Source organism: Azospirillum sp. UENF 312511 (genome assembly GCF_058780635.1).
On the sequence record NZ_JBSNCG010000003.1, the window covers coordinates 2,511,247 to 2,534,512 of the forward strand.

20 protein-coding genes and 2 tRNA genes are annotated in these 23,266 nt (G+C 68.4%); 15 read left to right on the forward strand and 7 right to left on the reverse strand.

Features of this window, described 5'->3' with window-relative positions; translation table 11 throughout:
- Positions 1 to 176: 176 nt before the first annotated feature.
- The 4 genes from ACWPN7_RS23295 to ACWPN7_RS23310 all read left to right on the forward strand — a co-directional run bounded on the left by ACWPN7_RS23295 (position 177) and on the right by ACWPN7_RS23310 (position 5,532).
- Positions 177 to 1,340 (forward strand): ATP phosphoribosyltransferase regulatory subunit, encoded by a 1,164-nt coding sequence (locus tag ACWPN7_RS23295; RefSeq protein ID WP_035674841.1) that lies wholly within the window; start codon positions 177 to 179, stop codon positions 1,338 to 1,340.
- A gap of 91 nt (positions 1,341 to 1,431) precedes the next feature.
- Positions 1,432 to 2,724, forward strand: a complete 1,293-nt coding sequence (locus ACWPN7_RS23300; protein ID WP_035674818.1) for an adenylosuccinate synthase — start codon at positions 1,432 to 1,434, stop codon at positions 2,722 to 2,724.
- Between the two features lie 203 nt (positions 2,725 to 2,927).
- Complete coding sequence (locus ACWPN7_RS23305) at positions 2,928 to 4,970, forward strand: serine/threonine-protein kinase (protein WP_081862875.1); 2,043 nt, start codon at positions 2,928 to 2,930, stop codon at positions 4,968 to 4,970.
- A gap of 34 nt (positions 4,971 to 5,004) precedes the next feature.
- Positions 5,005 to 5,532, forward strand: a complete 528-nt coding sequence (locus ACWPN7_RS23310) for a hypothetical protein (RefSeq protein WP_459196462.1) — start codon at positions 5,005 to 5,007, stop codon at positions 5,530 to 5,532.
- 144 nt (positions 5,533 to 5,676) lie between these two features.
- Here ACWPN7_RS23310 and rpoH read toward each other — a convergent pair whose 3' ends face one another.
- Together rpoH and ACWPN7_RS23320 are read right to left on the reverse strand one after the other, a co-directional pair.
- Positions 5,677 to 6,561 carry an RNA polymerase sigma factor RpoH gene (gene rpoH, locus ACWPN7_RS23315; RefSeq protein WP_038527068.1) on the reverse strand — a complete coding sequence of 295 codons (885 nt, stop codon included), beginning with the start codon at positions 6,559 to 6,561 and terminating at the stop codon, positions 5,677 to 5,679.
- A 183-nt stretch (positions 6,562 to 6,744) separates the two neighbouring features.
- Entirely contained in the window at positions 6,745 to 7,797 is a 1,053-nt protein-coding gene (locus tag ACWPN7_RS23320) for an RluA family pseudouridine synthase (protein WP_459196463.1), read from the reverse strand.
- A gap of 46 nt (positions 7,798 to 7,843) precedes the next feature.
- Here ACWPN7_RS23320 and ACWPN7_RS23325 point away from each other — a divergent pair, with 46 nt between their 5' ends.
- The 4 genes from ACWPN7_RS23325 to ACWPN7_RS23340 all read left to right on the forward strand — a co-directional run bounded on the left by ACWPN7_RS23325 (position 7,844) and on the right by ACWPN7_RS23340 (position 9,471).
- Positions 7,844 to 8,167, forward strand: a complete 324-nt coding sequence (locus ACWPN7_RS23325) for a hypothetical protein (RefSeq protein ID WP_038527073.1) — start codon at positions 7,844 to 7,846, stop codon at positions 8,165 to 8,167.
- The gene (locus ACWPN7_RS23330; RefSeq protein WP_459196464.1) at positions 8,164 to 9,213 is read left to right on the forward strand and encodes a threonine aldolase family protein; all 1,050 of its coding nucleotides are present in this window, start codon (positions 8,164 to 8,166) and stop codon (positions 9,211 to 9,213) included. The genes ACWPN7_RS23325 and ACWPN7_RS23330 overlap by 4 nt, the downstream gene beginning before the upstream one ends.
- A gap of 68 nt (positions 9,214 to 9,281) precedes the next feature.
- Positions 9,282 to 9,357, forward strand: a tRNA-Glu gene (locus tag ACWPN7_RS23335).
- A gap of 38 nt (positions 9,358 to 9,395) precedes the next feature.
- A tRNA-Glu gene (locus ACWPN7_RS23340) sits at positions 9,396 to 9,471 on the forward strand.
- Between the two features lie 72 nt (positions 9,472 to 9,543).
- Here ACWPN7_RS23340 and ACWPN7_RS23345 read toward each other — a convergent pair.
- The gene (locus ACWPN7_RS23345) at positions 9,544 to 10,554 is read right to left on the reverse strand and encodes a transglycosylase SLT domain-containing protein (RefSeq protein WP_459196465.1); all 1,011 of its coding nucleotides are present in this window, start codon (positions 10,552 to 10,554) and stop codon (positions 9,544 to 9,546) included.
- 636 nt (positions 10,555 to 11,190) lie between these two features.
- Between ACWPN7_RS23345 and ACWPN7_RS23350 the strand changes: the two genes are divergently transcribed.
- A complete protein-coding gene (locus ACWPN7_RS23350) occupies positions 11,191 to 11,895 on the forward strand; it encodes a sigma-70 family RNA polymerase sigma factor (protein WP_081862876.1) in 705 nt (234 codons plus the stop codon).
- Positions 11,896 to 12,097: 202 nt separating this feature from the next.
- Here the strand turns inward: ACWPN7_RS23350 and ACWPN7_RS23355 are convergent, their stop codons facing one another.
- Complete coding sequence (locus ACWPN7_RS23355) at positions 12,098 to 12,262, reverse strand: DUF1328 domain-containing protein (protein WP_035674837.1); 165 nt, start codon at positions 12,260 to 12,262, stop codon at positions 12,098 to 12,100.
- A gap of 330 nt (positions 12,263 to 12,592) precedes the next feature.
- Here ACWPN7_RS23355 and ACWPN7_RS23360 point away from each other — a divergent pair, with 330 nt between their 5' ends.
- A complete protein-coding gene (locus tag ACWPN7_RS23360) occupies positions 12,593 to 13,246 on the forward strand; it encodes a hypothetical protein (protein ID WP_103039985.1) in 654 nt (217 codons plus the stop codon).
- A gap of 34 nt (positions 13,247 to 13,280) precedes the next feature.
- Here the strand turns inward: ACWPN7_RS23360 and ACWPN7_RS23365 are convergent, their stop codons facing one another.
- From ACWPN7_RS23365 to tldD, 3 genes are all read right to left on the reverse strand, one after another.
- Entirely contained in the window at positions 13,281 to 15,356 is a 2,076-nt protein-coding gene (locus ACWPN7_RS23365) for a YjbH domain-containing protein (RefSeq protein WP_459196466.1), read from the reverse strand.
- 216 nt (positions 15,357 to 15,572) lie between these two features.
- Complete coding sequence (locus ACWPN7_RS23370) at positions 15,573 to 16,097, reverse strand: glycine cleavage system transcriptional repressor (protein ID WP_038527082.1); 525 nt, start codon at positions 16,095 to 16,097, stop codon at positions 15,573 to 15,575.
- Positions 16,098 to 16,139: 42 nt separating this feature from the next.
- Complete coding sequence (gene tldD, locus ACWPN7_RS23375) at positions 16,140 to 17,573, reverse strand: metalloprotease TldD (protein ID WP_137103209.1); 1,434 nt, start codon at positions 17,571 to 17,573, stop codon at positions 16,140 to 16,142.
- A gap of 169 nt (positions 17,574 to 17,742) precedes the next feature.
- Here tldD and ACWPN7_RS23380 point away from each other — a divergent pair, with 169 nt between their 5' ends.
- The 5 genes from ACWPN7_RS23380 (at position 17,743) to ACWPN7_RS23400 (ending at position 23,236) form a co-directional block, all read left to right on the forward strand.
- Positions 17,743 to 19,101, forward strand: coding sequence for a DUF3422 family protein (locus tag ACWPN7_RS23380; RefSeq protein WP_014240856.1), 1,359 nt, complete (start codon positions 17,743 to 17,745; stop codon positions 19,099 to 19,101).
- 483 nt (positions 19,102 to 19,584) lie between these two features.
- On the forward strand, positions 19,585 to 20,430 hold the full coding sequence (coxB, locus tag ACWPN7_RS23385) for a cytochrome c oxidase subunit II (RefSeq protein WP_038527090.1): 846 nt from the start codon (positions 19,585 to 19,587) through the stop codon (positions 20,428 to 20,430).
- A 66-nt stretch (positions 20,431 to 20,496) separates the two neighbouring features.
- Positions 20,497 to 22,110 carry a cytochrome c oxidase subunit I gene (gene ctaD / locus ACWPN7_RS23390; RefSeq protein WP_035674796.1) on the forward strand — a complete coding sequence of 538 codons (1,614 nt, stop codon included), beginning with the start codon at positions 20,497 to 20,499 and terminating at the stop codon, positions 22,108 to 22,110.
- A 65-nt stretch (positions 22,111 to 22,175) separates the two neighbouring features.
- Entirely contained in the window at positions 22,176 to 23,105 is a 930-nt protein-coding gene (gene cyoE, locus ACWPN7_RS23395) for a heme o synthase (protein WP_492273457.1), read from the forward strand.
- Positions 23,102 to 23,236 carry a cytochrome c oxidase system small membrane protein gene (locus ACWPN7_RS23400; RefSeq protein WP_014240852.1) on the forward strand — a complete coding sequence of 45 codons (135 nt, stop codon included), beginning with the start codon at positions 23,102 to 23,104 and terminating at the stop codon, positions 23,234 to 23,236. The genes cyoE and ACWPN7_RS23400 overlap by 4 nt, the downstream gene beginning before the upstream one ends.
- The last annotated feature ends 30 nt before the right edge of the window (positions 23,237 to 23,266 follow it).

The window sequence follows — 23,266 nt, forward strand, 5'->3', positions numbered from 1 at the left end:
CGCCTGTCGTCGGCGCAGGGGAGACGGGCATGGGCCGCGGGGCTTTTCCGTTTGCATGAGGAAGGCGGGGTGGGGTATTGACCCGCTCCGTATGCCCGAGCACCGCATGCCCACCGGACGTGCGGGCTCTCGCCATGCCGACGGTTTGCCACCCATTCGACGAGACGACGCAGGCCATGCCCGCTGATTCCCTGAGCTCCGCCCTGTTGCCCGCCGGCCTGCACGACGTGCTGCCGCCCGAAGCGGCGCACGAAGCGGCGGCGGTGGCGCGCCTGCTGGCGGACTTCACCGCCCACGGCTACGAGCGCGTCGAGCCGCCGCTGGTCGAGTTTGAGGACAATCTGCTGTCCGGCTCCGGCGCCGCCATGGCGAAGCAGACCTTCCGGCTGATGGACCCGCTGTCGCAGCGCATGATGGCCGTGCGCGCGGACATCACCCCGCAGATCGTGCGCATCGCCACCACCCGCCTGAAGAACGGCGCCCGCCCGGTGCGGCTGTGCTACGCCGGGCCGGTGCTGCGCGTGAAGGGCTCGCAGCTCCGCCCGGAGCGGCAGATCACCCAGGTCGGCGTCGAGCTGATCGGTCCGCTGGAAGCCGAGGCGGACGCCGAGGTGATCCTGCTGGCCGCTCATGCCCTGGAAGGGGTGGGGGTGCGGCACCTGTCGGTGGACCTCTGCGTTCCGACCATGGTGGCGCGCGTCTGCCGCGGCCTCGGGCTCGGCGAGGAGGAGACCGCCCGCCTGCGCGAGGCGCTGGACAAGAAGGACGCCGCGGCGGTGAGCGCGGTCGGCGGTCCGGCGGCCTCGCTGCTGCAAACGCTGATGGCCGCCTCCGGCCCGGCGGAGCGCGCCATGGAGGTTCTGTCGGCGCTGCCCCTGCCGGAGACGGCGGAGAAGGACCGGCGCCGCCTGACCGACGCCCTGCGCCTGCTGCGCGCCGCGCGCCCCGATCTGACGATCACCGTCGATCTGGTGGAGCACCGCGGCTTCGAATACCAGACCGGCCTCAGCTTCACCCTGTTCGCGCGCGACGTGCGCGGCGAGCTGGGGGCGGGGGGGCGCTACCGCGCCGGGGTGCGTCCGGGCGTGGAGGAGGAGGGCGAGCCGGGGACCGGCTTCACCCTCTACATGGACACGCTCCTGCGCGCCGTTCCGGCGCCGGAGCCGGCCAAGCGCGTTTATGTGCCGCATGGCACCTCCTGGGCCGCAGCGGGCAAGCTGCGCGCCGAGGGCTGGGTCACCGTGGCGGGGCTGGCCCCCGTGGCGGACGCGGCGGCGGAGGCCCGACGGCTGGACTGCGGTCACCGTCTGGACGGCGGCACGGTCACGCCGCTGACTTGAGACTTCACGATGAGGCTTCCCCCGCAAGGTCGGGGGATGCCTTTGCATGGGCAACGTTTTCTTTCTGCCTTCTTTTTTTGCGGAGACACACATGGCCAACGTGGCGGTGGTCGGCGCCCAGTGGGGCGACGAGGGCAAGGGCAAGATCGTCGACTGGCTGTCCAGCCGGGCCGACGTGGTGGTGCGCTTCCAGGGCGGTCACAACGCCGGCCACACGCTGGTGATCAACGGCGTGACGTACAAGTTGAGCCTGCTGCCTTCGGGCGTGGTTCGGCCGAACAAGCTGTCGATCATCGGCAACGGCGTCGTCTTCGACCCCTGGGCCTTCATCCGCGAAGTGACGGCGATCAAGAGCCAGGGCGTGGACGTGTCCCCCGCCACGCTCCAGGTCGCCGAGAACGTTCCGCTGATCCTCCCGGTCCACAGCGCGCTCGACAAGGCGCGCGAGGAGGCCCGCGGCGCCGGCAAGATCGGCACGACCGGCCGCGGCATCGGCCCGGCCTATGAGGACAAGGTGGCCCGCCGGGCCATCCGCCTCTGCGACCTCGGCGACGAGGCGGTGCTGAAGGAGAAGGTGGACGCCCTGCTGGCCCACCACAACCTGCTGCTCCGCGGCCTGGGCGCGCCGGAGATGACCCCGGCCGACATCCTGGACCCGCTGCGCGAGATCACCCCGCAGGTGCTGCCCTACGCGTCGGTCGTCTGGAAGACGCTGGACGAGCTGCGCCGCGCCGGCAAGCGCATCCTGTTCGAAGGCGCCCAGGGCCAGATGCTCGACATCGACCACGGCACCTATCCGTACGTCACCTCCTCCAACACGGTGGCCGGCAACGCCGCCGCCGGCAGCGGCATGGGCCCGCGCGCCGTCGGCTATGTGCTGGGCATCTGCAAGGCCTACACGACCCGCGTCGGTTCCGGCCCGTTCCCGACCGAGCTGTTCGACGACGTCGGCGAGCTGATCGGCCAGCGTGGCAAGGAGTTCGGCGTGGTCACCGGCCGCAAGCGCCGTTGCGGCTGGTTCGACGCCGTGATGGTGCGCCAGGCTGTGAAGACCGGCGGCATCGACGGCATCGCCATGACCAAGCTGGACGTGCTGGACGGCTTCGACGAGATCAAGGTGTGCGTCGGCTACCGTCTGGACGGGCAGGAACTGGATTACTTCCCGGCCAACGCCGGTGCCCAGGCCCGCGTCGAGCCGATCTACGAGACCTTCGAGGGTTGGAAGGACAGCACCCAGGGCGCCCGCTCTTGGGCGGAGCTGCCGGCCCAGGCGGTGAAGTACGTCCGTCATGTGGAAGAGCTGATCCAGGCCCCGGTGGCCCTGCTGTCCACCAGCCCGGAGCGCGACGACACCATCCTGATGAACGACCCGTTCCAGGATTGATGTGAAAGTTTAGGCCTCGGACCCCCTCCCTAACCCTCCCCCACCTTTGGTGAGGGAGGGGACCGATCTCCCTCTCCCGCGTCAGCGGGGGAGGGTCGGGGAGGGGGCCCGACGCGACCACTTTCCCCGCGTTAACAATTTGTTTGCCCTTTTCGAGCGACTAAGGCTGGCACACGCTCGCAGGCTCCGGGGATTCGAACGCCATGCCATCCGATGCCATGACCGCAGCCGCCGCGGATCGGATGATGGCGAACGCCGAGCCGGTCAAGCTGGCCGAGCGGTACGAAATCCACCCCAGCGCGCCGCTCGCCGCTCTCAACGCCATCGGCGGCAACGCCTACACGGCCAAGCCGCTGCGTGACAAGCGGTCCGAAGCCTTCGCCATCATCGGCCACGGCGCCACGCTGGCCCGCACCGACATCGCCGCCACCATTGCCAGCCTCGACAACCAAGCCCACATGCGCCTGCTCGACTGGGGCATGGTGGACTGGCCGGCGAGCCAGGGGCGCCGCCTCTGCATGATCTTCGAGCGTCCGGCGGGCAAGCGGTTGATGAACAGCCTGACCGAGGCCACGGACCCGATCCCCGAAGATCATCTGACCCGGCAGATCATCCACCCGCTGGTCGCGGCACTGAAGGAGCTGTCGAGCCGCGGCGTGGTCCATGGGGCGATCCGCCCGACCAACCTCTATTACCGCGATCTGGCCTCCAGCAGCCTGATGCTGGGCGAATGCCTGTCCACCCCGCCGGGCTACGGCCAGACGGTCCTGCTGGAGACGGTGGAGCGCGGCATGGCCTCGCCGGCCGGGCGCGGCACCGGCACCATGGCCGACGACCTCTATTCGCTGGGCGTCACGCTGCTGCTCCTGCTGCTGGGGCGCAACCCCGTGGGGGCGGCGGAGGACGAGGCGATCCTCCAGGCCAAGATCGAGCGCGGGTCCTACCCGGCGCTGGTCGGCCAGATGCGCCTGCCGCTGGCCATCAGCGAGGTGATCCGCGGCCTGCTGGTGGACGATCCCAAGCAGCGCTGGACGCTTCAGGACCTCGACCTCTGGGTCGCCGGGCGCCGCCTCAGCCCGAAGCAGCCGCAGGTGCCGCGCCGCGCCGCCCGTCCGCTGGAGTTCCAGGGACAGGATTACTGGCATTGCCGGACGCTGGCCCGTGCCTTCGCCCGCCATGTGGCGCCCGCCGCCACGGTCATCGAGGGCGGCGAGCTGGACAAGTGGCTGCGCCGCTCCATGGGCGACGACGCGCGGGCCGAAGCGGTGGCGAACGCGGTGCAGACCGCCTCGACCACCGGCAAGGGCGGCAGCATGGCCGAACGGCTGGTGTCGCGCGTCTGCATGGCGCTGGACCCCGGCGCACCCATCCGCTACCGCGGCAAGGCGATGATGCCCGACGGCATCGGCACCATGCTGGCCGAAGCCTTCCTGCGCGGCGAGTCGCCGCAGCCGTCGGCCGAGGTCCTGGCCAACCAGCTTCCCATGTTCTGGGTGAGCGTGCAGAGCGACTTCAAGCCGGAGTTCGTGCCGATGGTGCAGAACTTCGATCAGGTCCGCGGTCTGCTGGACCGCACGGGCCACGGTCTGGGGGTGGAGCGCGTGCTCTACGAGATGAACCCCACCATGCCCTGCATCAGCCCGCTGATCGCCAAGCAGATGCCGACCAATCCGGCGGAGCTGCTGCGCGCGCTTGACTGGATGGGAGCAGGGAGCGAGCGGCACAAGGACCCCATCGACCGCCACGTCGCCGCCTTCCTGGCGGTGCGGCACCGGCGGACCGACGAGATGCTCTACACCCAGCTCGGCTCCAGCATCGAGCCGATGCGCCGGGTGATCGCCATGCTGACCATCCTGGCCGACGTGCAGGCGCGCACCGGCACCGACGGGCTGTCGCACCTCGCCGCCTGGGTGGTCTCGCTGCTCGACCCGGCCTTCCGCCGCTTCCACAGCCGGCCGCACCAGGACAATGTGCGCAAGCTGGCCGACTCCGCGGCCCACAACGGGCGCCTCGGCGACCTGCTGAAGATCGTCGACGATCCGGAGGCGCTGCGCCGCGACAAGCTGGAGTTCGAAGCCGCCCAGATCGCCTACCGCGAGGCCGACGCCGAGATCAACAAACTGCGGCAGAGCATCGGCGACCGGAACAGCATCATCGAATCGTCCGGCCGGCAGGTGGCGGCCATCGTGTCGAGCCTGCTGTCGACCCTTCTGGTCGGCGGCATCATCCTCTTCTTCGCCTTCTGACGGCGGCCTTCAAACCAAGGATCGGGTGGCACCCATGGCGCGCGGCGGCAAGAGCGGCGGAAAGAAGAAGAAGCGCAAGGGCAGCATGCTGACGCTGATCCTGCTGATCATCCCGGCGGGTCTGGTGGTGCTGCCCACCTCGATCCTGTTCGGCATCGGCATGATCCCGACCATCGTCGCCTACGTCACCGACCGCGACCCGGAGAAATCGGCGCCGATCACCGTCGGCGGGCTGAATTTCTGCGGCTGCATGCCCTACGCCATCGAGCTGTGGAAGCACAACCACACCATCGGCGCCGCCGGCAAGATCTTCATGGATCCGCTGGCTTGGCTGGTGATGTACGGCGCGGCGGCAGTCGGCTGGGCGCTCTATTTCGGCATCCCGCCGATGGTGGCGAATTTCGAGGTGATGCGCGCCGAAAAGCGGGTCAGCGCCCTGAAGGACGTGAAGGTCGGCCTCGTCCAGGAATGGGGACCGGAGGTCGCCGGCGACCTGTTCGACGAGGCCGGCAGCCTCTCGCCGGACGAGCAGGATCAACTGGCCGAACCCGCGGGGGCGTGAGGGCGGCGACTTCATACAATGTCCCCTCTCCCCTCCGGGGAGAGGGTTAGGGTGAGGGGGATGTGCTTGTGCCGGACGTACCGCCACGCCCATCCCCCTCACCGGCCCTTCGGGCCACCCTCTCCCCAGAGGGGAGAGGGTTAATCACCCAGCCAGCTTCTGCTCCACCGCGGCGTTGCGGATGGCCTTCTGGAGCTTCTCGAAGGCGCGCACCTCGATCTGGCGGACGCGCTCGCGGCTGATGCCGTACTTCTGCGACAGATCCTCCAGCGTGGTGGGGTTGTCGCGCAGGCGGCGCTCCACCAGGATGTCGCGCTCGCGCTCGTTCAGGTTCTCCATGGCGGCGGTCAGCAGCTTGCGCCGCTTGCCCAGCTCCTCGTTCTCGGCGAGCGAGATTTCCTGGTTCGCCGTCTCGTCGACCAGCCAGTCCTGCCACTCGCCCTCGCTGTCGGCGCGCAGCGGCGCGTTCAGCGAATGGTCGGGTGCGCCCAGGCGGCGGTTCATGTTGACGACGTCCTGCTCCGGCACGTCGAGGGTCGTGGCGACGTGGCGCACCTGCTCGGGCGACATGTCGCCCTCCTCGATGGCCTGCATCTGGCCCTTCAGGCGGCGCAGGTTGAAAAACAGCTTCTTCTGGGCCGCCGTGGTGCCCATCTTCACCAGCGACCAGCTGTGCAGGATGTATTCCTGGATGGCGGCGCGAATCCACCACATGGCGTAGGTCGCCAGCCGGAAACCGCGGTCGGGGTCGAACCGCTTCACCGCCTGCATCATGCCCACGTTGCCCTCGGAGATCAGCTCCGACAGCGGCAGGCCGTAGCCGCGGTAGCCCATGGCGATCTTCGCCACGAGCCGCAGATGGCTGGTCACCAGCTTGTGCGCGGCGTCCGAATCCTCGATCTCCTGCCAGCGCTTGGCCAGCATGTACTCCTCCTCCGCCGCGAGCATGGGGAACTTGCGGATTTCCTGGAGGTAGCGCGAGAGGTTGCTTTCGGAACTGATGACCGGAACGCTGGATGTCGTCGCCATGTTGGACCCTCTCCGACGGCTGTTGTTCGTGCCTTCTGACGGGCACACGGCCGTTCACTGTTCTGCGCCGCCTCGCCGTACGCTTGCCCGTTCGATCCGCCGGGGATGGTCCCGGATGCAAGCGTGAGCGTTGGTGGCTGTTGACGCGAAGAATAACCGACTTCTGCGCGCGGGTATAGTGGATTACAGGGATTCTAAGAAATCTGACAAATCTTTAATATCCGTGGGTAGCGGCGCCTGGAAGCGGACCGTCTCCCCTGTTGCGGGATGGCGGAAGGTCAATCCCACAGCGTGCAACGCCTGCCGTGGAAAGCCAACAAACCGCTCGCGATCGGGTTCCGGCAGGGCTGAGGCGTGCTTGCCGCCGGCGCGTCCGGCACGCCCCTTGCCATAGAGCGGGTCGCCCACGATGGGGTGGCCGAGGTGCGCCATGTGCACGCGGATCTGGTGGGTGCGCCCGGTCTCCAGCGTGCATTCGACCAGCGCCAGCGCCGTGCCGAAGGAGCGGACGACGCGGTAACGGGTAGCGGCGTGCTTCCCGCCGCCGGTGACCACGGCCATCTTCTTGCGGTCGCTGCTGCTGCGCCCGATGTTGCCCTCGATCCGCCCCTCGCGGGGGGAGGGGACGCCCCAGACGAGCGCCTGGTAAGTGCGGCTGAGCGTGCGGCCGGAGAATTGCTCCGTCAGCGCGTGGTGCGCGCGGTCGTTCTTGGCGACGACCATCAGGCCGCTGGTGTCCTTGTCGAGCCGGTGGACGATGCCCGGACGCCGCACGCCGCCGATCCCCGACAGGCTGTCGCCGCAATGGGCGAGCAGGGCATTGACCAGCGTGCCGTCCGGATTGCCGGCGGCGGGGTGGACCACCATGCCCGCGGGCTTGTCGATCACCAACACGTCCTCATCCTCATAGACCACGTCCAGGGGTATGTCCTGGGCCTCGGGCTGTGCAGGTTCAGCTTCGGGGATGAAAACGTCGAAAGTTTGTCCGGGCTTGACCTTCATCGACGGGTCCGTGACCGTCCGCCCGGTGCCGTCCTGCACGCAACCCTTCTCCAGCAGCGCCTGCACACGCGACCGCGACAGGCCGGGAAGCCCCGAAGCCAGGGCCTTGTCGAGCCGATGGCCGCCGGCATCGTCGGGAACGCTCCAGCGCTGCCGCGTGCCTTCGCCGGTTTCGCCATCCTGCGTTCCGGTGTATTCGTCCTCATCGTCGTCGAATTCGGTGCGTTCGGGCATCGTTCGGCAAAACTCCTCACATTCGCGCGAGAGTGGACCCCAAACCGTGCAGTTCCTCAAGGCACTCATCGTCATCATGGGCGTGATGATCATCGCCGGCTTCGCGTTCCTCGGCGTCGAACTCTACAAGCGCATCAACGATCCGGAGCGCCGGGCCGCCATGGATGCCGAGCGGGCAACCGCCGCCGCCGGCCGGACGGAGGAGGTTGTGCTGGGCCTGCCGGCGGGCGCGCGCCTGGGCGAGCCGGTGGCGGTGGGCAACCGCGTCGTCTTCCGCGTCACCATACCGGACGCCGCGGACCGCCTCTATGTGATGGACCCGCGCACCGGCGCCATCGCCGTGACCGTTACCGCCGGAGCCGCGCCATGACCGACGCCTTTGTGTACGACTTCCGCAGCGACAATGTGGCCGGCGCCGCGCCGGAGGTGGTCAACGCCCTGGCCGCGGCCGCGATCGGGTCCGCCGATCCCTATGGGCAGGACCCGCTGACCGCCAGCGTCACCCGGCGCCTGTCGGCCCTCTTCGAGGCCGAGGTGACGGTGTTTCCGGTCGCCACCGGGACGGCGGCCAACGCGCTGGCCCTGTCGGCCCTGGTCCCGCCCTACGGCGCGGTCTACTGCCACCAGGAAAGCCACATCCACGTCGACGAGTGCGGTGCGCCGGAGATGGCCACCGGCGGGGCCAAGCTGGTGCCGCTGGCCGGGGAGGGCGGCAAGCTGACCCCCGCCGCGCTGACCGCGGCGCTCGGCGGTGCGGGCATCGGCGTGGTCCACCGGGTGCAGCCCGCCGCCCTCAGCCTGACCCAGGCGACGGAGGCCGGCACGGTCTACCGACCGCAGGAGGTGGCGGCCCTGTCCGACGTCGCCCACGCCCACGGCATGGCGGTGCACATGGACGGCGCCCGCTTCGCCAACGCGGTGGCCCGGCTTGGCTGCGCCCCGGCGGAGGTGACCTGGAAGGCCGGGGTCGACGTGCTGTCGCTCGGCGGCACCAAAGGCGGCTGCCTCGCCGCGGAGGCGGTGGTGTTCTTCAACCCGGCGCTTGCCGAGGATTTCGGGTTCCTGCGCAAGCGGGCCGGGCATCTGGTGTCCAAGGGCCGCTTCCTGTCGGCGCAGCTCGACGCCTGGCTGGCCGATGACCTGTGGCTGCGGCTGGCCCGCCACGCCAACGCCATGGCCGACCGGCTGTCGCAAGGCCTCGCCGCGCTGCCGGGGGCGGAACTGGCCCATCCGGTGGAGGCCAACGAGATCTTCGTGCGCCTGCCCGCAGCGGTGGCCGACGGGCTGGAGGCGGCGGGCTACCGCTTCTACCGTTGGGAGGGCGATCTGCTGCGTCTGGTCACCGCCTTCGACACGCCGCAGGCCGTCGTGAACTCTTTTCTGAAAATCGCCAAAGATCTGTCAGAAAAGGCTTGATCGGGCAGGGTGGGTTCGCTAAAAACCCGCCACGCCGACGACGCCACGTCGTCAGACGACGAAAGACTGTCCCCTTCGTCTAGAGGCCTAGGACACCGCCCTCTCACGGCGGTAACAGGGGTTCGAATCCCCTAGGGGACGCCACTTTCGTTCGGCTGGCAACCGAGCATCGCCCGATGAAGGTCCCCTTCGTCTAGAGGCCTAGGACACCGCCCTCTCACGGCGGTAACAGGGGTTCGAATCCCCTAGGGGACGCCATCCTTTCCGGCATCAACGATCCACGGCCCGCCTTTCGGCGGGCCGTCGTCGTTTTGGGTCCTCGTTTCGGCCTCAGCGCTTCGAAGTGCCGCCGGAACGCGAGACGCTCAACTCGGCGACCTCCTCCTGCTTGGCGGCGGGCAGACCGGCGGAGCGCACCACGCCGGGGTCGTGAGGATGGACGCGGCGCGGGTAGACGCTGTGGACCTTGACCACGTAATCCTGCGTCTCGCGGTAGGGCGGAACGCCCTTGTACTGGACCACGGCCCCTTCGCCCGCGTTGTAGCCGGCCAGCGCCAGCGTCACGTTGCCGTCGAAATAGGCCAGCAGCCAGCGCAGATACTTCATGCCGCCGCGCAGGTTCTGCTCGGGGTCGAAGGGCTTGGTCACGCCGAAGCGCTCCGCCGTCTCCGGGATCAGCTGCATCAGCCCCATGGCGTTCTTTTCCGACACCACATCCACGCGGTAGCCGGACTCCACGGCGATCACCGCCAGCACCAGATCGGGGTCGAGCCCGTAGCTGGGGGCCATCTTGGTGACCATGGCGCGGATTTCCTTGGGCGGCATGCGGATCACGCCCCAGCGCACGCTCGGCGGTTCGCAGCGGTCGGGAGCCTTCCCCGCCGCGCTCTTGCCCGAGGTGCTGACCGGCTTGACCATCCGGGTCGCGTCCTCATTGCCCAACTGGGCGGCGCGGCGCAGCCAGGAGCGGCCAAGCTCCTCGTCCTTCGACACCGCGCCACGCCCGGCCATGTGCATGCGCCCGGCGCGGTAGGCCGCCTCGGCGTAGTCCTGGCGGGCCGCCCGGCAATAGAGGGAGAGGGCCATCCGCTCGTCCCGGTTCACGCCTTTGCCGACCTCGTAGCGCATGGCCAGCTCATACTGGGCGCGGGGGCTGCCCTTGCTGGCGAGCGCCTCCAGGGCGCGGATCGTGCGCTCGCCCGAGTTCTGGAAGACGGGGGGTGGGGCCGCCGCCGTCTGGGTTGTCCCCGTCTGGGCGGGCGCTTCCTGGGCTGCCGCCGGCAGCGCCGTCAGAAAGGACGCGATCAGCCCGCCGGCGGCCAGCGCCACCGCGCTTTTCACCGCCTTGAAGCGCCTTCCGCCGATTGGTGAAATCGACCGGTCTTTCGGCGTATGCGGGAAGATCGCTGCCTTAGAGCCAACGTCCGGCTGTCCGCGAAAGACGTAATGCGATATGGTTCCGGCCAAGAGAGGAAGCGGAACACAATGAAATAAGACTTCCGCTAAGGGACGGAAACGCCGCCTATACAGAGAAGAAGAACCGCTGGCAGCGGACCTGCGGATGGATGAATGAGCGAATTCATCGTTGGCCATAGACATGGCTATCCCGCAAAGGAGATTTGAGGTCGGTTGGTGAAAGCCAGCCGGCCTTTTCCTTTTGAGCAAAGTCATGAAGCCTCCCGTATGTCCGGAGACGATACCTCATCCCCGGTCGAACGCTACGGGAGCAATCGGGCGATCCTTGGCATTTAGGGGTAATCTCGCCAAATTGTTAAGTGGCTTAGCCTTTTTCCCAACTGGCAGCCCCTGTGGTGCGCCATTACGTACTGATGGACCGACGATTGTCGTTGGAGAATCCGGTTATGCCCCGCGCGCATTCGGCGCAAGGCGGGGGCCGGAGCGATGGTTCGGGCGTTTCCAGACGCGCCCGGAATGATCGGGACATCTTTCGGTACACAGGGAGGCAGCGTTCCACCGATGGCGAACCACGTCGCGAGTTCCTTGCGCCGTCCGGCAAGCAGCCCCGCGCCGCTTGACCCCGTCGCCCTCAAGCCGGTGATGGGAAGCCGCCGTGCGGACGAGGACGAGTTGAACGTTGCGGTCGAAGCCGAGGATGGCGTCGAAGCCGACGAACCGGCCGTCGAAGACGCGGCGGAAATGCCCTCGGCGCCGTTGGCGCCCCCCGATCCGGCGATCATCGCGCAGATCGAGGCGGAGATTCCCCGTCTGCGCCGTTTCGCCCGCGCCATGGTGCGGGACGCCACGCTGGCCGACGACCTCGTCCAGGAATGCCTGGAGCGCGCCCTGTCGCGCCTGCATCTCTGGCGGCCCGGCAGCAACCTGCGCGCCTGGCTCTTCACCATCCTGCGCAACCTGCACATCAACGGCATCCGTCGCCGGCAGGCCGTCGTGGACATCGACGGGGAAGGGCAGGCGGCGATCGGTGCTGCCCATGGCGGGCAGTTCGTCCGGCTGGAGCTGCGCGACCTGAAGCGCGCGCTCGGCCTGTTGCCGACCGAACAGCGGGAGGTGGTCCTGCTGATCGGGCTGGAGGGCATTTCCTATGGCGAGGCCGCCGACATTCTCGGCATCTCCATCGGCACCGTGAAGTCGCGCCTGTCGCGCGGCCGTCGTGCCCTGCGCCAGCTCATGGAAGGGCACAGCCCGACCGACGAGGACTGATCCGTCCGAACGTCATCACCGCTCACGCCGGGCGCACAGAGAAACCGGCAACGCTCCGGATGGGGCGTTGCCGGTCAGGTGCGAGGCTAACATCGAGAGGCTTTCGGGGTACTCGCGAGCCTGGCCTTCCGAAACGGGAACGGCCAAGCAAGGGCGCGCTGCAGGAAACGCCCGCCCGGACGGTTCCGGGCGGGTGCTGGGTCTAGCGGCGCCTGACCAGGCCCAGAATCAAACTCGCTGCGAACAGGATCAGGAAAAGGAAGAACAGGATTTGCGCGATGCCTGAAGAGGCTGACGCAATCCCGCCGAAACCGAGTGCGCCGGCAATCAGCGCGATCACGAAGAAAACAAGTGCCCAATAGAGCATCCTAACCTCCCCCGCCCGGTCCGAAGCGCGTGACGGCTCGTCCGGCGCGCAGTCTGTTGAACGTCCTACTCTGTGAAGAGCGTGTCAGTATTGTGCAGAACACGCCTCCGCTCTGAAAGGTTCCGCGGCGCCGTCGCCGCAAAGAGCTTTTTTTGGGTAGGGTCGGTTCCAAAAGGGGGAGGGGCATCCCGATAACGCTGGCTTGACCGCAACAACCGCCGACGAGCGCTGTTGTCGGGGTCGCCAGCCTGCTTGGTTCCGGCCGGGCGGGCGAAAAGGCGCGGCACCGCTCCGCCGGTGCGAGACGCCCTATCGAGAGAAGAGGATGCCATGAACGCCAAACTGTCCCTCGCCGTTCTCGCCGCGACCCTGGCCGCCGCTCCCGCCGCGATGGCCCAGACCTACCAGAACAACGCGCCGCAGGTTCCCTACGAGCGTTCCAGCCCGTCGGGCCTGCCGACCACCAGTCCGCAGGTGGAAAGCCTGCCCAACGAGCGGGCCGAGCCGTGGAACGACCAGACCCGGAACCGGATGCCGGACGGCCGCATGCCCGACCGCGTGACCAGCGGCAGCGCCGAATCCACCGTCGGCGCCGGCACTGCGGGCACCTACGGCAGCACCGGCACCTATGCGGCGCCCGGCACCTACGGTTCGACCGGCAGCATGAACAACAGCATGCCGAACAGCGGCGCCATGGGGACGACCGGGTCGGCCACCGGCACCATGCCCAACACCATGCAGGGCAACCGGCAGGTCATCATGAACGTCGACCCGAACACCGCCCAGCGCGCCGAGCGCGGCCAGAACCGCAAGGAGCTGATGCAGACCTCGCTGCTGAACTACTTCAGCGCCGCCGGCTTCACCTCGGTCCGCGACTTCCGCAAGCAGGGTGAGAACTACGTGGCGGAAGCCCAGTCCGCCAACGGCACCTGGAGCACCGTGCTTCTCGATGCCAAGACCGGGACGATCTCCGAAATCCGCTGATCGCCGGACTATACGGATCTCAGTTTGCCGCGGCTCAGTCCATCAGCCGCGGCCATGATCCGGTCAGGCGGCCGTAACCCGCCGTGACCGACGCGTCATACAGGGGCAATGGCTGGCGCAGCCGTTGCCCCGCGTCGCGTCCCAAGGTGCTCACCGCGGTCGCCAGCCGCCCGTCCGGCGGCCAGGAGCCTCCGGGACTGAAGGGCACCGTCAACGCGATGCCCTGCTCCAACCGCCCGCCGTAGCGGCTCTGCGCGCCCTCCGGTCCCTCGGTCCAGGTGACCTGGGCGGACAGGCGGACGCCGCCGTCAAAGGCGCGCATCAGTTCCAGCGTGCCGCCCCAATCCCCACCGAGGTAGCGGCCCAGCCGCAGCACGCCCGTCGTGGCGGCCCCCGGCGCTTCCCAATAGAGGCTGGCGTGCCCGGTGTTCCGCCCGCTTTCCGGGGCAAGGCGCAGCGCGTCGTCGGGCGGACGCTTCCAGACGCGGTTGAGGTCGACCCCGAGCGCCCAGCGCGCCGTCAGGGGGCGGTACAGCGCCTCGGCACCCACGCCGCCGAACATCTCCTCGAAATGACCGATGGACAGGCGCGTGCTCCAGCTCCCGGAAGGAGCGGCGAGCCACGCCGCGTACAGCCGCTCGACCGCGGCGAGGCGGTCGGCGTAGCGCGGCAGGTCGCTGCGCACCGGCTCCGCCGCCGGGATGGCGTTGGTGTCGAGGAGGTGGAGGTTGTGGCTGACGTTCACCCGCAGCCCGCCGCTGAGAACCAGCCCGCGCAACGGTTCCGCGGTCAGCACGGTGTCGCCGTAGGTCCGCTGCACCAGCGGGGCGCTCTGTTCGAACAGGCTGGCTTCCAGGGTCGGGATGACGGTCAGGGCGAGCCGCGCCGGCCAATCCGGTGGAGGGCCGGCGGAGCGGTCCACGTGGGCCGTCCGCCAGATTTCCTCGGGGCTGCCGCGCTTGGCGGCCGCCTGCTCAACGGCATGGCGCGACAGGGTGACGGCCGTGCCGTCCAACCCGTCGGCGCCGGTGACGACAGTGAGCCATTCGACCTCCGGCGGCGCGCCGTCGGCCAGCAGGCGGGCGGCGCGCCCCACCTCCTGCGCCAGCGGAGCGGTCCCGTCGCCCGCCGGGTCCAGCCAGAGAGCGGCGCGGTCGCCATCGACCAACGCGGTGCGGGCGGGCAGCCGGTGAAGCCGGGCCAGCGTCGCGATGTCCGGGGCGGGCAGGGCGGCGTCCGGGGCGGCGGGGCGGACACCGATCGCGGGTGGCGGCGTGCGTGGGGCGGTATCTTTGTCCACCCTTGGGTCGAAGCGGGCGGCGAGGCGCAGCATGGCGCGCGATCCCTGCTCGACGCCGGCGCCCAGCTCCAGCCAGTTCCAGGGCCGATAAGCTAATCCGACATTCAGCGGTGAACCGGGGTGGAAGCTCGGATCGTCCTGCCGTTGGGCGCGGAAGCGGTCGGCGCTGTATTCCAGCTTGACGCTCAGTCCCTCCAGCGGCGTGTGCCACTCGACTCCGCCGAACAGGGCCGCGCGATCCCCGGTGAACCACGCCTCCGGTCCGCGCGACGACGCTTTCGCCGGGTCGCGGTCGCGCTTGAAACGCCCGCCGAGGAAGCGCAGCGGGTTGCGGACATGCCCGTGGTCGCCGAGCCCGCCCCAGCCGATGCCCAGGCTGAGATCGACGTTCCACCAGCGGCGCGAGGCGACCAGATACTCCCCCGCGAAGCGGCCCTTGCCGGGCAGGTCCAACCCGCCGCCGGTGACGTCCCGACCACCGACCGCCAACGCCGGCAACCAGGGCCCCTCGCGCAGCAGACGCAGCTTGGCGTCCACCCCCGGCTCGCTGAGACCGTGCCAGCTCGGGTAGGTGCTGTCGCGGAGGGTGACCTCCAGGCTGGGAAGGAGCTGCGCCCCGGCGAAGACATGCCGGTGGAGGCCGCCGAGAGCGGTCAAACCGGCGGTGACGGAGCCGTCCGGCATGCCGCGCGCGGTCGGTGTCTGAAGCAGCCCGATGGCTCCCCAGTCGGACAGGGTTGCCTCAAGCCCCTCCGCCCGAGCGGGCAGGGCGGCCAAGGACAGCGCCAGGGCAAGGAGAACGCGATTCACGCCATGGTGGAAATGATCGGGGACGGTTCCCGATCCATGGCATTTTCATGCGTATGAATGCAACCTTTATCCCTCTCTCCTCTGGGGAGAGGGTGTCCGCGAAGCGGGCGGGTGAGGGGGATGCGCGTGGCGGAAGGTTCGGCAAAAGCTCAACCCCCTCACCCCAACCCTCTCCCCGGAGGAGAGAGGGGCAAGCGGGCTGATGCACGAGAAGCGTTACAGCGGTTCGGCGGTGCAGGTCAGGCCCATCGTCTCCGCGGTGTTGGCGATCGCGGACAAGCAGGTGCCGGCGCGCTCCGGCGGGATCGAGACGGCAAAGCGGATGGTGTAATGCCCGCCTTCCCGTTCCGGCAGGGTCTGGGCGTCCAGCCGGACGATGTTCGCCTCGAACTGGGTGAAGATTTCCGACAAGCGGGCGATCAGGCCGGGCTGGTCGCCGCCCGACACCTCCACGCGGTGGGTGATGCGGGCGAGCGGGCCGGGGTTGGGATCGAAGTCGAAGGGCGTGACCTTGATCTGCGCGCCGGCCAGCTCCGGCAGGCTGGCCAGCCCCTCCTGCACCTCCCCGACGGGGACGCCGTCGGGGAGTTCGCAGACCGCCGAGAACTCCGCCCCGGCCCCCATCACTGCAAAGGTCGCGTCGCGCAGGTTGGCCCCCAGCCCGAACAGATGGCCGGTGACCGCCGAGACGAGACCGACGCGGTCGGGACAGAAGGTCGAAACCAGCGCGAGGGACGACACGGGCGGAACCTCCGAAGCAGGAAAGGGAAGCGGTGGCGGCGGTCAGGCCGCCGTGCCGCCCACGGTCAGGCCGTCCAGGCGCAGGGTCGGCTGGCCGACGCCCACGGGAACGCCCTGGCCGTCCTTGCCGCAGGTGCCGACGCCGGGGTCCAGCTTGGTGTCGTTGCCGATCATCGACACGCGGGTCAGGCTGTCCGGGCCGTTGCCGATCAGCGTCGCGCCCTTCACCGCCGGGCCGAGCTTGCCGTCCTCGATCAGATAGGCCTCGTTGGCGGAGAAGACGAACTTGCCGCTGGTGATGTCCACCTGCCCGCCGCCGAAGTTCTTGGCGTAGAGGCCCTTCTTGACCGACTTGATGATCTCCTCCGGCTCGTAGGCGCCGGGGCGCATCACGGTGTTGGTCATGCGCGGCATGGGGTGGCAGGCAAAGCTCTGGCGCCGCCCGTTGCCGGTCGGGCGCATCCCCATCAGTCTGGCGTTCATGCGGTCCTGCATGTAGCCGACCAGGATGCCGTCCTCGATCAGCGTCGTGCACTGGCCGGGGGTGCCCTCGTCGTCGACGGTGATCGAGCCGCGGCTGTTCTCGATGGTGCCGTCGTCCACGATGGTCACACCGGGGGCGGCGATGCGCTGGCCCATCAGCCCGGCGAAGGCCGAGGTCTTCTTGCGGTTGAAGTCGCCCTCCAGCCCGTGGCCGATGGCCTCGTGCAGCAGGATGCCCGGCCAGCCGTTGCCGAGAACCACGGTCATCTCGCCCGCCGGGGCCGGAACGGAGGACAGGTTGACCAGCGCGGAGCGCAGCGCCTCGTCCACGAAAGCCCGCCACGTCTCCGGCTGCATATAGTGCTCGTAGGTGACGCGCCCGCCGCCGCCGTAGCCGCCCGTCTCCATGCGGTCGCCCTCGGCCACCACGACGGAGACGTTCAGCCGGACCAGCGGGCGCAGGTCGGCAACGCGCACGCCGTCGGCGCGGATGATCTGCACCGCCTGCCACTCGCCGCTGATCGAACAGGAAACCTGCCGCACCCGCGGGTCCTTGGCGCGGGCGTAGGCGTCGATCTCCGCCAGCAGCTTCACCTTCGCCTCGAAGGGGACCAGGGGCAGGGGGTTGTCCGGGATGTAGAGCGCGCGGTTGGTGCCGGCGGGCGGCTCGGCGAAGGTGCCGGCGTGCCCGGCCTGGACGGCGCGCACCGTCGCGGCGGCGCGGCGGATGGCGTCCTCAGACAGGCTGGAGGCGTGGGCGAAGCCGGTGGCCTCGTCGGCGATGGCGCGCAGGCCGAAGCCCTGGGTGGTGTCGAAGCTGGCCGCCTTGAGCTTGCCGTCGTCCCAGCCCAGCGATTCGCTCTGCGAATATTCCAGATACAGTTCGCCGTCGTCCGCCCCCCGCAGCGCGTCGGCCACCACCCCCTCGACACGGGAACGGTCCAGGCCGGCGCGGTTGAAGAACAGATCGTCGGTGACGGCAAGCGCGCTCATGGGAACTCCGGGGTATCGGTCTATCGTAGGACAACGATGCGGCACCGGCGCTCTCGCACCCGCACGCGCGATGTGGTCTAAGATCAGACTTATAGTGTGGCGACGGGCGGACCATCCGGCAAGGCTCGTCGTCCATGGGCGGATGGGGCTCGGAAGGGGAATGGCCACTATGACCGACGACGCGCTGGCGATGGGCCGCACCGGCAACGGAGACGCGCGCTCCCTGGCCCACCCCCTGAAGAACCACGCCCTGCGCGTGACTCTGACCAACGAGGTGCACACCCGCCCGCCGGAGGTCCTGTCCACCCCGGTGCGCGCCACCATGCTGGCGATGCTGTCGGGGGAGGGCGCGTCGGAGGCCGACCGGCTGCATCTGGAGAAGCTGTGCGACTGGGCCGGCGTGCCGCGCCCACCCGCCGGGGCTACCCATTACAGCGGCTCCTTCGGCAGCTTCCGCCTGAAGTGGGAGCGCCATACCGAATTCTCCACCTGGACCGTCTTCCGTCCCAACGCCGTGTCCCCGGCGAACGTGCTGGTCGATCCCTTCCTGGAACCGGCGCTGAACGCGGTGCCCAAGGAATGGTTGGCCGGGTTGCCGGGCGAGCTGATGGTCGGCGTCCATGTCGCCGTGCTCGACGCCGAATCGCCGGAGCCGTCAGCCAACATGCTGGCGGCGATGTTCGGCTCGCCGAGCTACATCGGCACGCGGATCTCCGGGCGGGCGGCGACGGCCTGGACCGACTTCCGCATCCATGGCGACGGCTTCTCGCGCATTTTGATCGCCGACCACGCGATGACCTCCAACCAGGCGGGCCGCGTCGTGCAGCGCCTGCTGGAGATCGAGACCTACCGGGTGATGGCGCTGCTGGCGCTGCCGGTGGCGCGCGGCGTGCTGCCGCGCATCGGCCCGATCGAGGCCGATCTGGCCGACCTGACCACCCGCATCGCCACCCTGCGCGGGCTGGACGACGAGCGCGAGCTGCTCGACCGGCTGACCCTGCTGGCCGCCCAGACCGAGCAGATCGCGGCGGAGACCGCCTACCGCTTCGGCGCGGCGCGGGCTTATTACAACCTTGTCGAAAAGCGCATCGTGGAGCTGCGCGAGATCCGCATCGAGGGGCTGCCCACGGTGGGCGAGTTCATGGACCGCCGCCTCGCCCCGGCGATCCGCACCTGCGAAGCGGTGGAATCGCGTCTGCAGGCGCTGTCCCAGCGCGTGGCCCGCGCCAGCGACCTGCTGCGCACCCGCGTGGAGATCGCCGTGGAGGGGCAGAACGCCGAGCTTCTCCTCTCCATGGACAAGCGGGCGCAGCTCCAGCTCCGCCTGCAGGAGACGGTGGAGGGGCTGTCGGTGGTGGCGATCAGCTACTACCTCGTCGGCATCGTCGGCTACGCCGCGAAAGGCGTGAAGGGACTCGGGATGAAGGTCGATCCCGACCTGCTCGTCGGGCTGATGATTCCCATCGTCATCGCCTTCGTCTGGTCCGGCGTGCGCCGAATCCGCAAGGTCATCACCAGCGGGCACTGACGGCCCCGGAGCTTTTCCGTTCTAACACGGTGGTGGGTTACCGCAGCGCAAACGGTGGCCGGATGGCGCCGTCCGCGCAAGGTCGCTTGCGTCCCACACCAGGGACGTGCAAGCCTAAAAACTTGATTTTCCGAGACAATTCGCTGTACCATCAAACTGCGACAGCTTGTCGCAGTGCGAAGCCGATACGGAAGCTCAATTTCTGTTCTGATGCGGGCTTGAAACCGGCATTGCGCCTATGTCCTTCGTGTAGGGACGCCTGACTTGTACCCAAGCGCAGTGCAGGGTTAAGCTCGCGCTGCGGGGACCGTGCCGCCCACAAACGGCACGATCCCTGCATAGACCGGCACCGTCGCAACGCCCGGACGCGCAACCGCCCGACAGGGGTGGAACGCACCAGGGAAACAGGGGCGAAGGCGGGTCCGGCGGGAAGGGACGACCGCCGTCCGCGACCGTGGGCGGCGGGCAACGAAGAGGGTGGGGATGAAGACGCAGACCCTGAACGCTGCCGTTCTGGCGGCGCTGACATCTTTGTGTGGATTTGCCGCGACCGGTTCCGCCGCCGAACCCCACCCCTGGCAATTGGGGCTTCAGGAGGCGGCCACCCCGGTCAAGCACGCCATGGACTCGTTCCACGACCTGCTGACGGTGATCATCGTCGCCATCGTCATTTTCGTGGCGGGGCTGCTGGGCTGGGTGGCGCTGCGCTTCAACGCCAAGAAGAACGCCGTGCCGTCCACGACCTCGCACCACACGGTGCTGGAGATCGCCTGGACGGTCATTCCGGTCATCATCCTGATCGTCATCGCGGTGCCCTCCTTCAAGCTGCTCTACCAGGCGGAGCGGGTGCCGGAGTCGGAGATGACCATCAAGGTCACCGGGCGGCAGTGGTACTGGGACTACGAGTATCCCGACCACGGCAACATCGCCTTCTCCAGCTACATGATTCAGGAGTCGGAGCTGAAGCCCGGCCAGAAGCGCTTGTTGGAGGTCGACAACCGCGTGATCCTGCCGGTCGGCACGACCGTGCGCGTGCTGGTCACCGCGGGCGACGTCATCCATTCCTGGGCGGTGCCGAGCTTCGGCGTGAAGAAGGACGCCGTGCCGGGCCGTGCCAACGAGACCTGGGTGCGGATCGAAAAGGAAGGCGTCTATTACGGCCAGTGTTCCGAGATCTGCGGCGTGAACCACGCCTTCATGCCGATCGCGGTCGAGGCCGTGTCGAAGGAGGCCTTCAACCAGTGGGTCGAGAAGGCCAAGACCGCTTACGGGACCCCCGACACCAAGCGCGACGTCGCCCAGATGCCGTCCGCCGGGGCCGTCCAGTAAGCCTCATGCTTTGGATGCAGCGGCACCTCAAAGAAAAATCATTCCGCCGACGCGAGGGTTAGAGACATGGCAAACGCCAATCCGGGGGAAGCGCAGGGACACGGCCACGGGCATGACCATGACCACCACATGCCGGGCTTCGTCGAGCGTTGGTTCTTCTCCACGAACCACAAGGACATCGGAACGCTCTACCTGATCTTCTCGGTGATCGCCGGGCTGATCGGCGGGTTGTTCTCGGTCATCATGCGGCTGGAACTTCAGTCGCCGGGCCTGCAGTTCGTCAGCGACGGGCAGGTCTGGAATGTGCTGATCACCGCGCACGGCCTGATCATGGTGTTCTTCGTGGTGATGCCGGCGCTGATCGGCGGCTTCGGCAACTGGTTCGTGCCGCTGATGATCGGCGCGCCCGACATGGCTTTCCCGCGGCTGAACAACATCAGCTTCTGGCTGATCGTCCCGGCCTTCCTGCTGCTGCTGGGTTCCGCCTTCGTGGGGCAGGGTGCGGGCACCGGCTGGACGATCTACCCGCCGCTGTCCTCGCCGCTCGGCCACAGCGGGCCGTCGGTGGACATGGCGATCTTCGCCCTTCACCTTGCGGGCGCCTCTTCGATCCTGGGTGCGGTGAACTTCATCACCACCATCTTCAACATGCGCGCGCCGGGCATGACGCTGCACAAGATGCCGCTGTTCGTCTGGGCGATGCTGGTGACCGCCTTTCTGCTGCTGCTGGCCGTGCCGGTCCTGGGCGGCGCCATCACCATGCTGCTCACCGACCGCAACTTCGGCACCAGCTTCTTCAACCCGGAGGGCGGCGGCGACCCGATCCTGTTCCAGCACCTGTTCTGGTTCTTCGGCCACCCCGAAGTTTACATCATGATCCTGCCGGCCTTCGGCATCATCAGCCACATCGTTTCGACCTTCTCGCACAAGCCGGTGTTCGGCTACCTGGGCATGGCCTACGCGATGGTCGCCATCGGCGTGGTCGGCTTCGTGGTTTGGGCGCACCACATGTACACGGTGGGGCTGGACGTCGACACCAAGGCCTACTTCACCGCCGCCACGATGATCATCGCGGTGCCGACGGGCGTGAAGATCTTCTCCTGGATCGCCACCATGTGGGGCGGGTCGATCGAGTTTAAGGTGCCGATGCTGTGGGCACTCGGCTTCATCTTCCTGTTCACGGTCGGCGGCGTGACCGGCGTGGTGCTGGCCAACGGCGGCATGGACATCGTGCTGCACGACACCTACTACGTCGTCGCGCACTTCCACTACGTGCTGTCGCTGGGCGCGGTCTTCTCGATCTTCGCCGGCTGGTACTACTGGATCGGCAAGATGTCGGGGCGCCAGTATCCGGAGTTCTGGGGCAAGGTCCACTTCTGGACCACCTTCATCGGCGTGAACCTGGTCTTCTTCCCGCAGCATTTCCTGGGTCTGGCCGGCATGCCGCGCCGCATCCCGGATTACCCGGACGCCTACGCTGGCTGGAACATGGTTTCCTCCTTCGGGGCGTATCTCTCCTTTGCGTCCACGCTTCTCTTCGTGTGGATCGCGTACAAGACCCTGCGCAGCGGCGAGAAGGTCGAGGCCGCTTATTGGGGGCCGCAGGCCGGCACGCTGGAGTGGACCGTGAGTTCGCCCCCGCCGTTCCACGCCTTCGAGACGCTGCCGCAGGTGAAGTAACCATCGGTTGTGACCATGACGCCGGGGGAGCCGGGATGCTCTCTCCGGCCGGAGGATAGTGCAGAATGACGGACCTGAGCATTGAACGGGTCTCGACAGGTCCGGTCTCCGGATCGACGCCGGGTGACTACATCGAACTGCTGAAACCGCGGGTGATGTCGCTCGTGGTGTTCACCGGGCTGGCCGGCATCGTTCTGGCGCCCGGTCACATCCACCCCGTGCTGGCGGCGGTGGCGGTGCTGTGCATCGCGGTTGGGGCCGGTGCCTCGGGCGCCATCAACATGTGGTACGACCGCGACATCGACGCGGTGATGTCGCGCACCATCCGCCGCCCGATCCCGTCGGGGCGGGTGGAGCCGGAGAACGCGCTGGCCTTCGGGGTGATCCTGGCGGCGGCGTCGGTCGTGGTGATGGGGCTGGCGGTCAACTGGGCGGCGTCGGCGCTGCTGGCGATGACCATCGGCTTCTACGTCTTCATCTACACGATGTGGCTGAAGCGGCGGACGCCGCAGAACATCGTGATCGGCGGGGGCGCCGGCGCCTTCCCGCCGATGATCGGCTGGGCGGCGGTGACGGGCGGTGTGGAGTTGCCCTCCATCCTGCTGTTCCTGCTGATCTTCCTGTGGACGCCGCCGCATTTCTGGGCGCTGGCGTTGTTCCGCAACGGCGACTACACGCGCGCCGGGGTGCCGATGATGCCGGTGGTCGCCGGTCCGGACGCGACCAAGCGGCAGATGCTGGCCTACACGCTGGTCCTGCTGCCGGTCGCCGTGGCGCCGTACTTCCTGGGCATCGGCGGTCCTGCCTATCTGATCGGGTCGAGCCTGCTGGGCGCCTTCTTCGTGCTGTGCGCGGTCCGCGTGCTGCGCGCCACCGACGACAAGCCGGCCAAGCAGATGTTCGGCTTCTCGATCCTCTACCTGTTCCTGCTGTTCGCCCTGCTGATGGGCGAGCATCTGGTGAGCGGAATCCTGACGACCGGAGGCGGGGCATGACGATCATGGATGAGTCTTACGAGGAACGCCGCAAGCGGCTGCGCGGGCGCAACTATGCGGTCCTGGCCGCGCTGATCGGGCTGGTGGTGATGTTCTATGTCATCACGCTGGTGCGGATGGGCGGGCACTGACCACGGGACGTCAAGCTGACAAACGGCAGG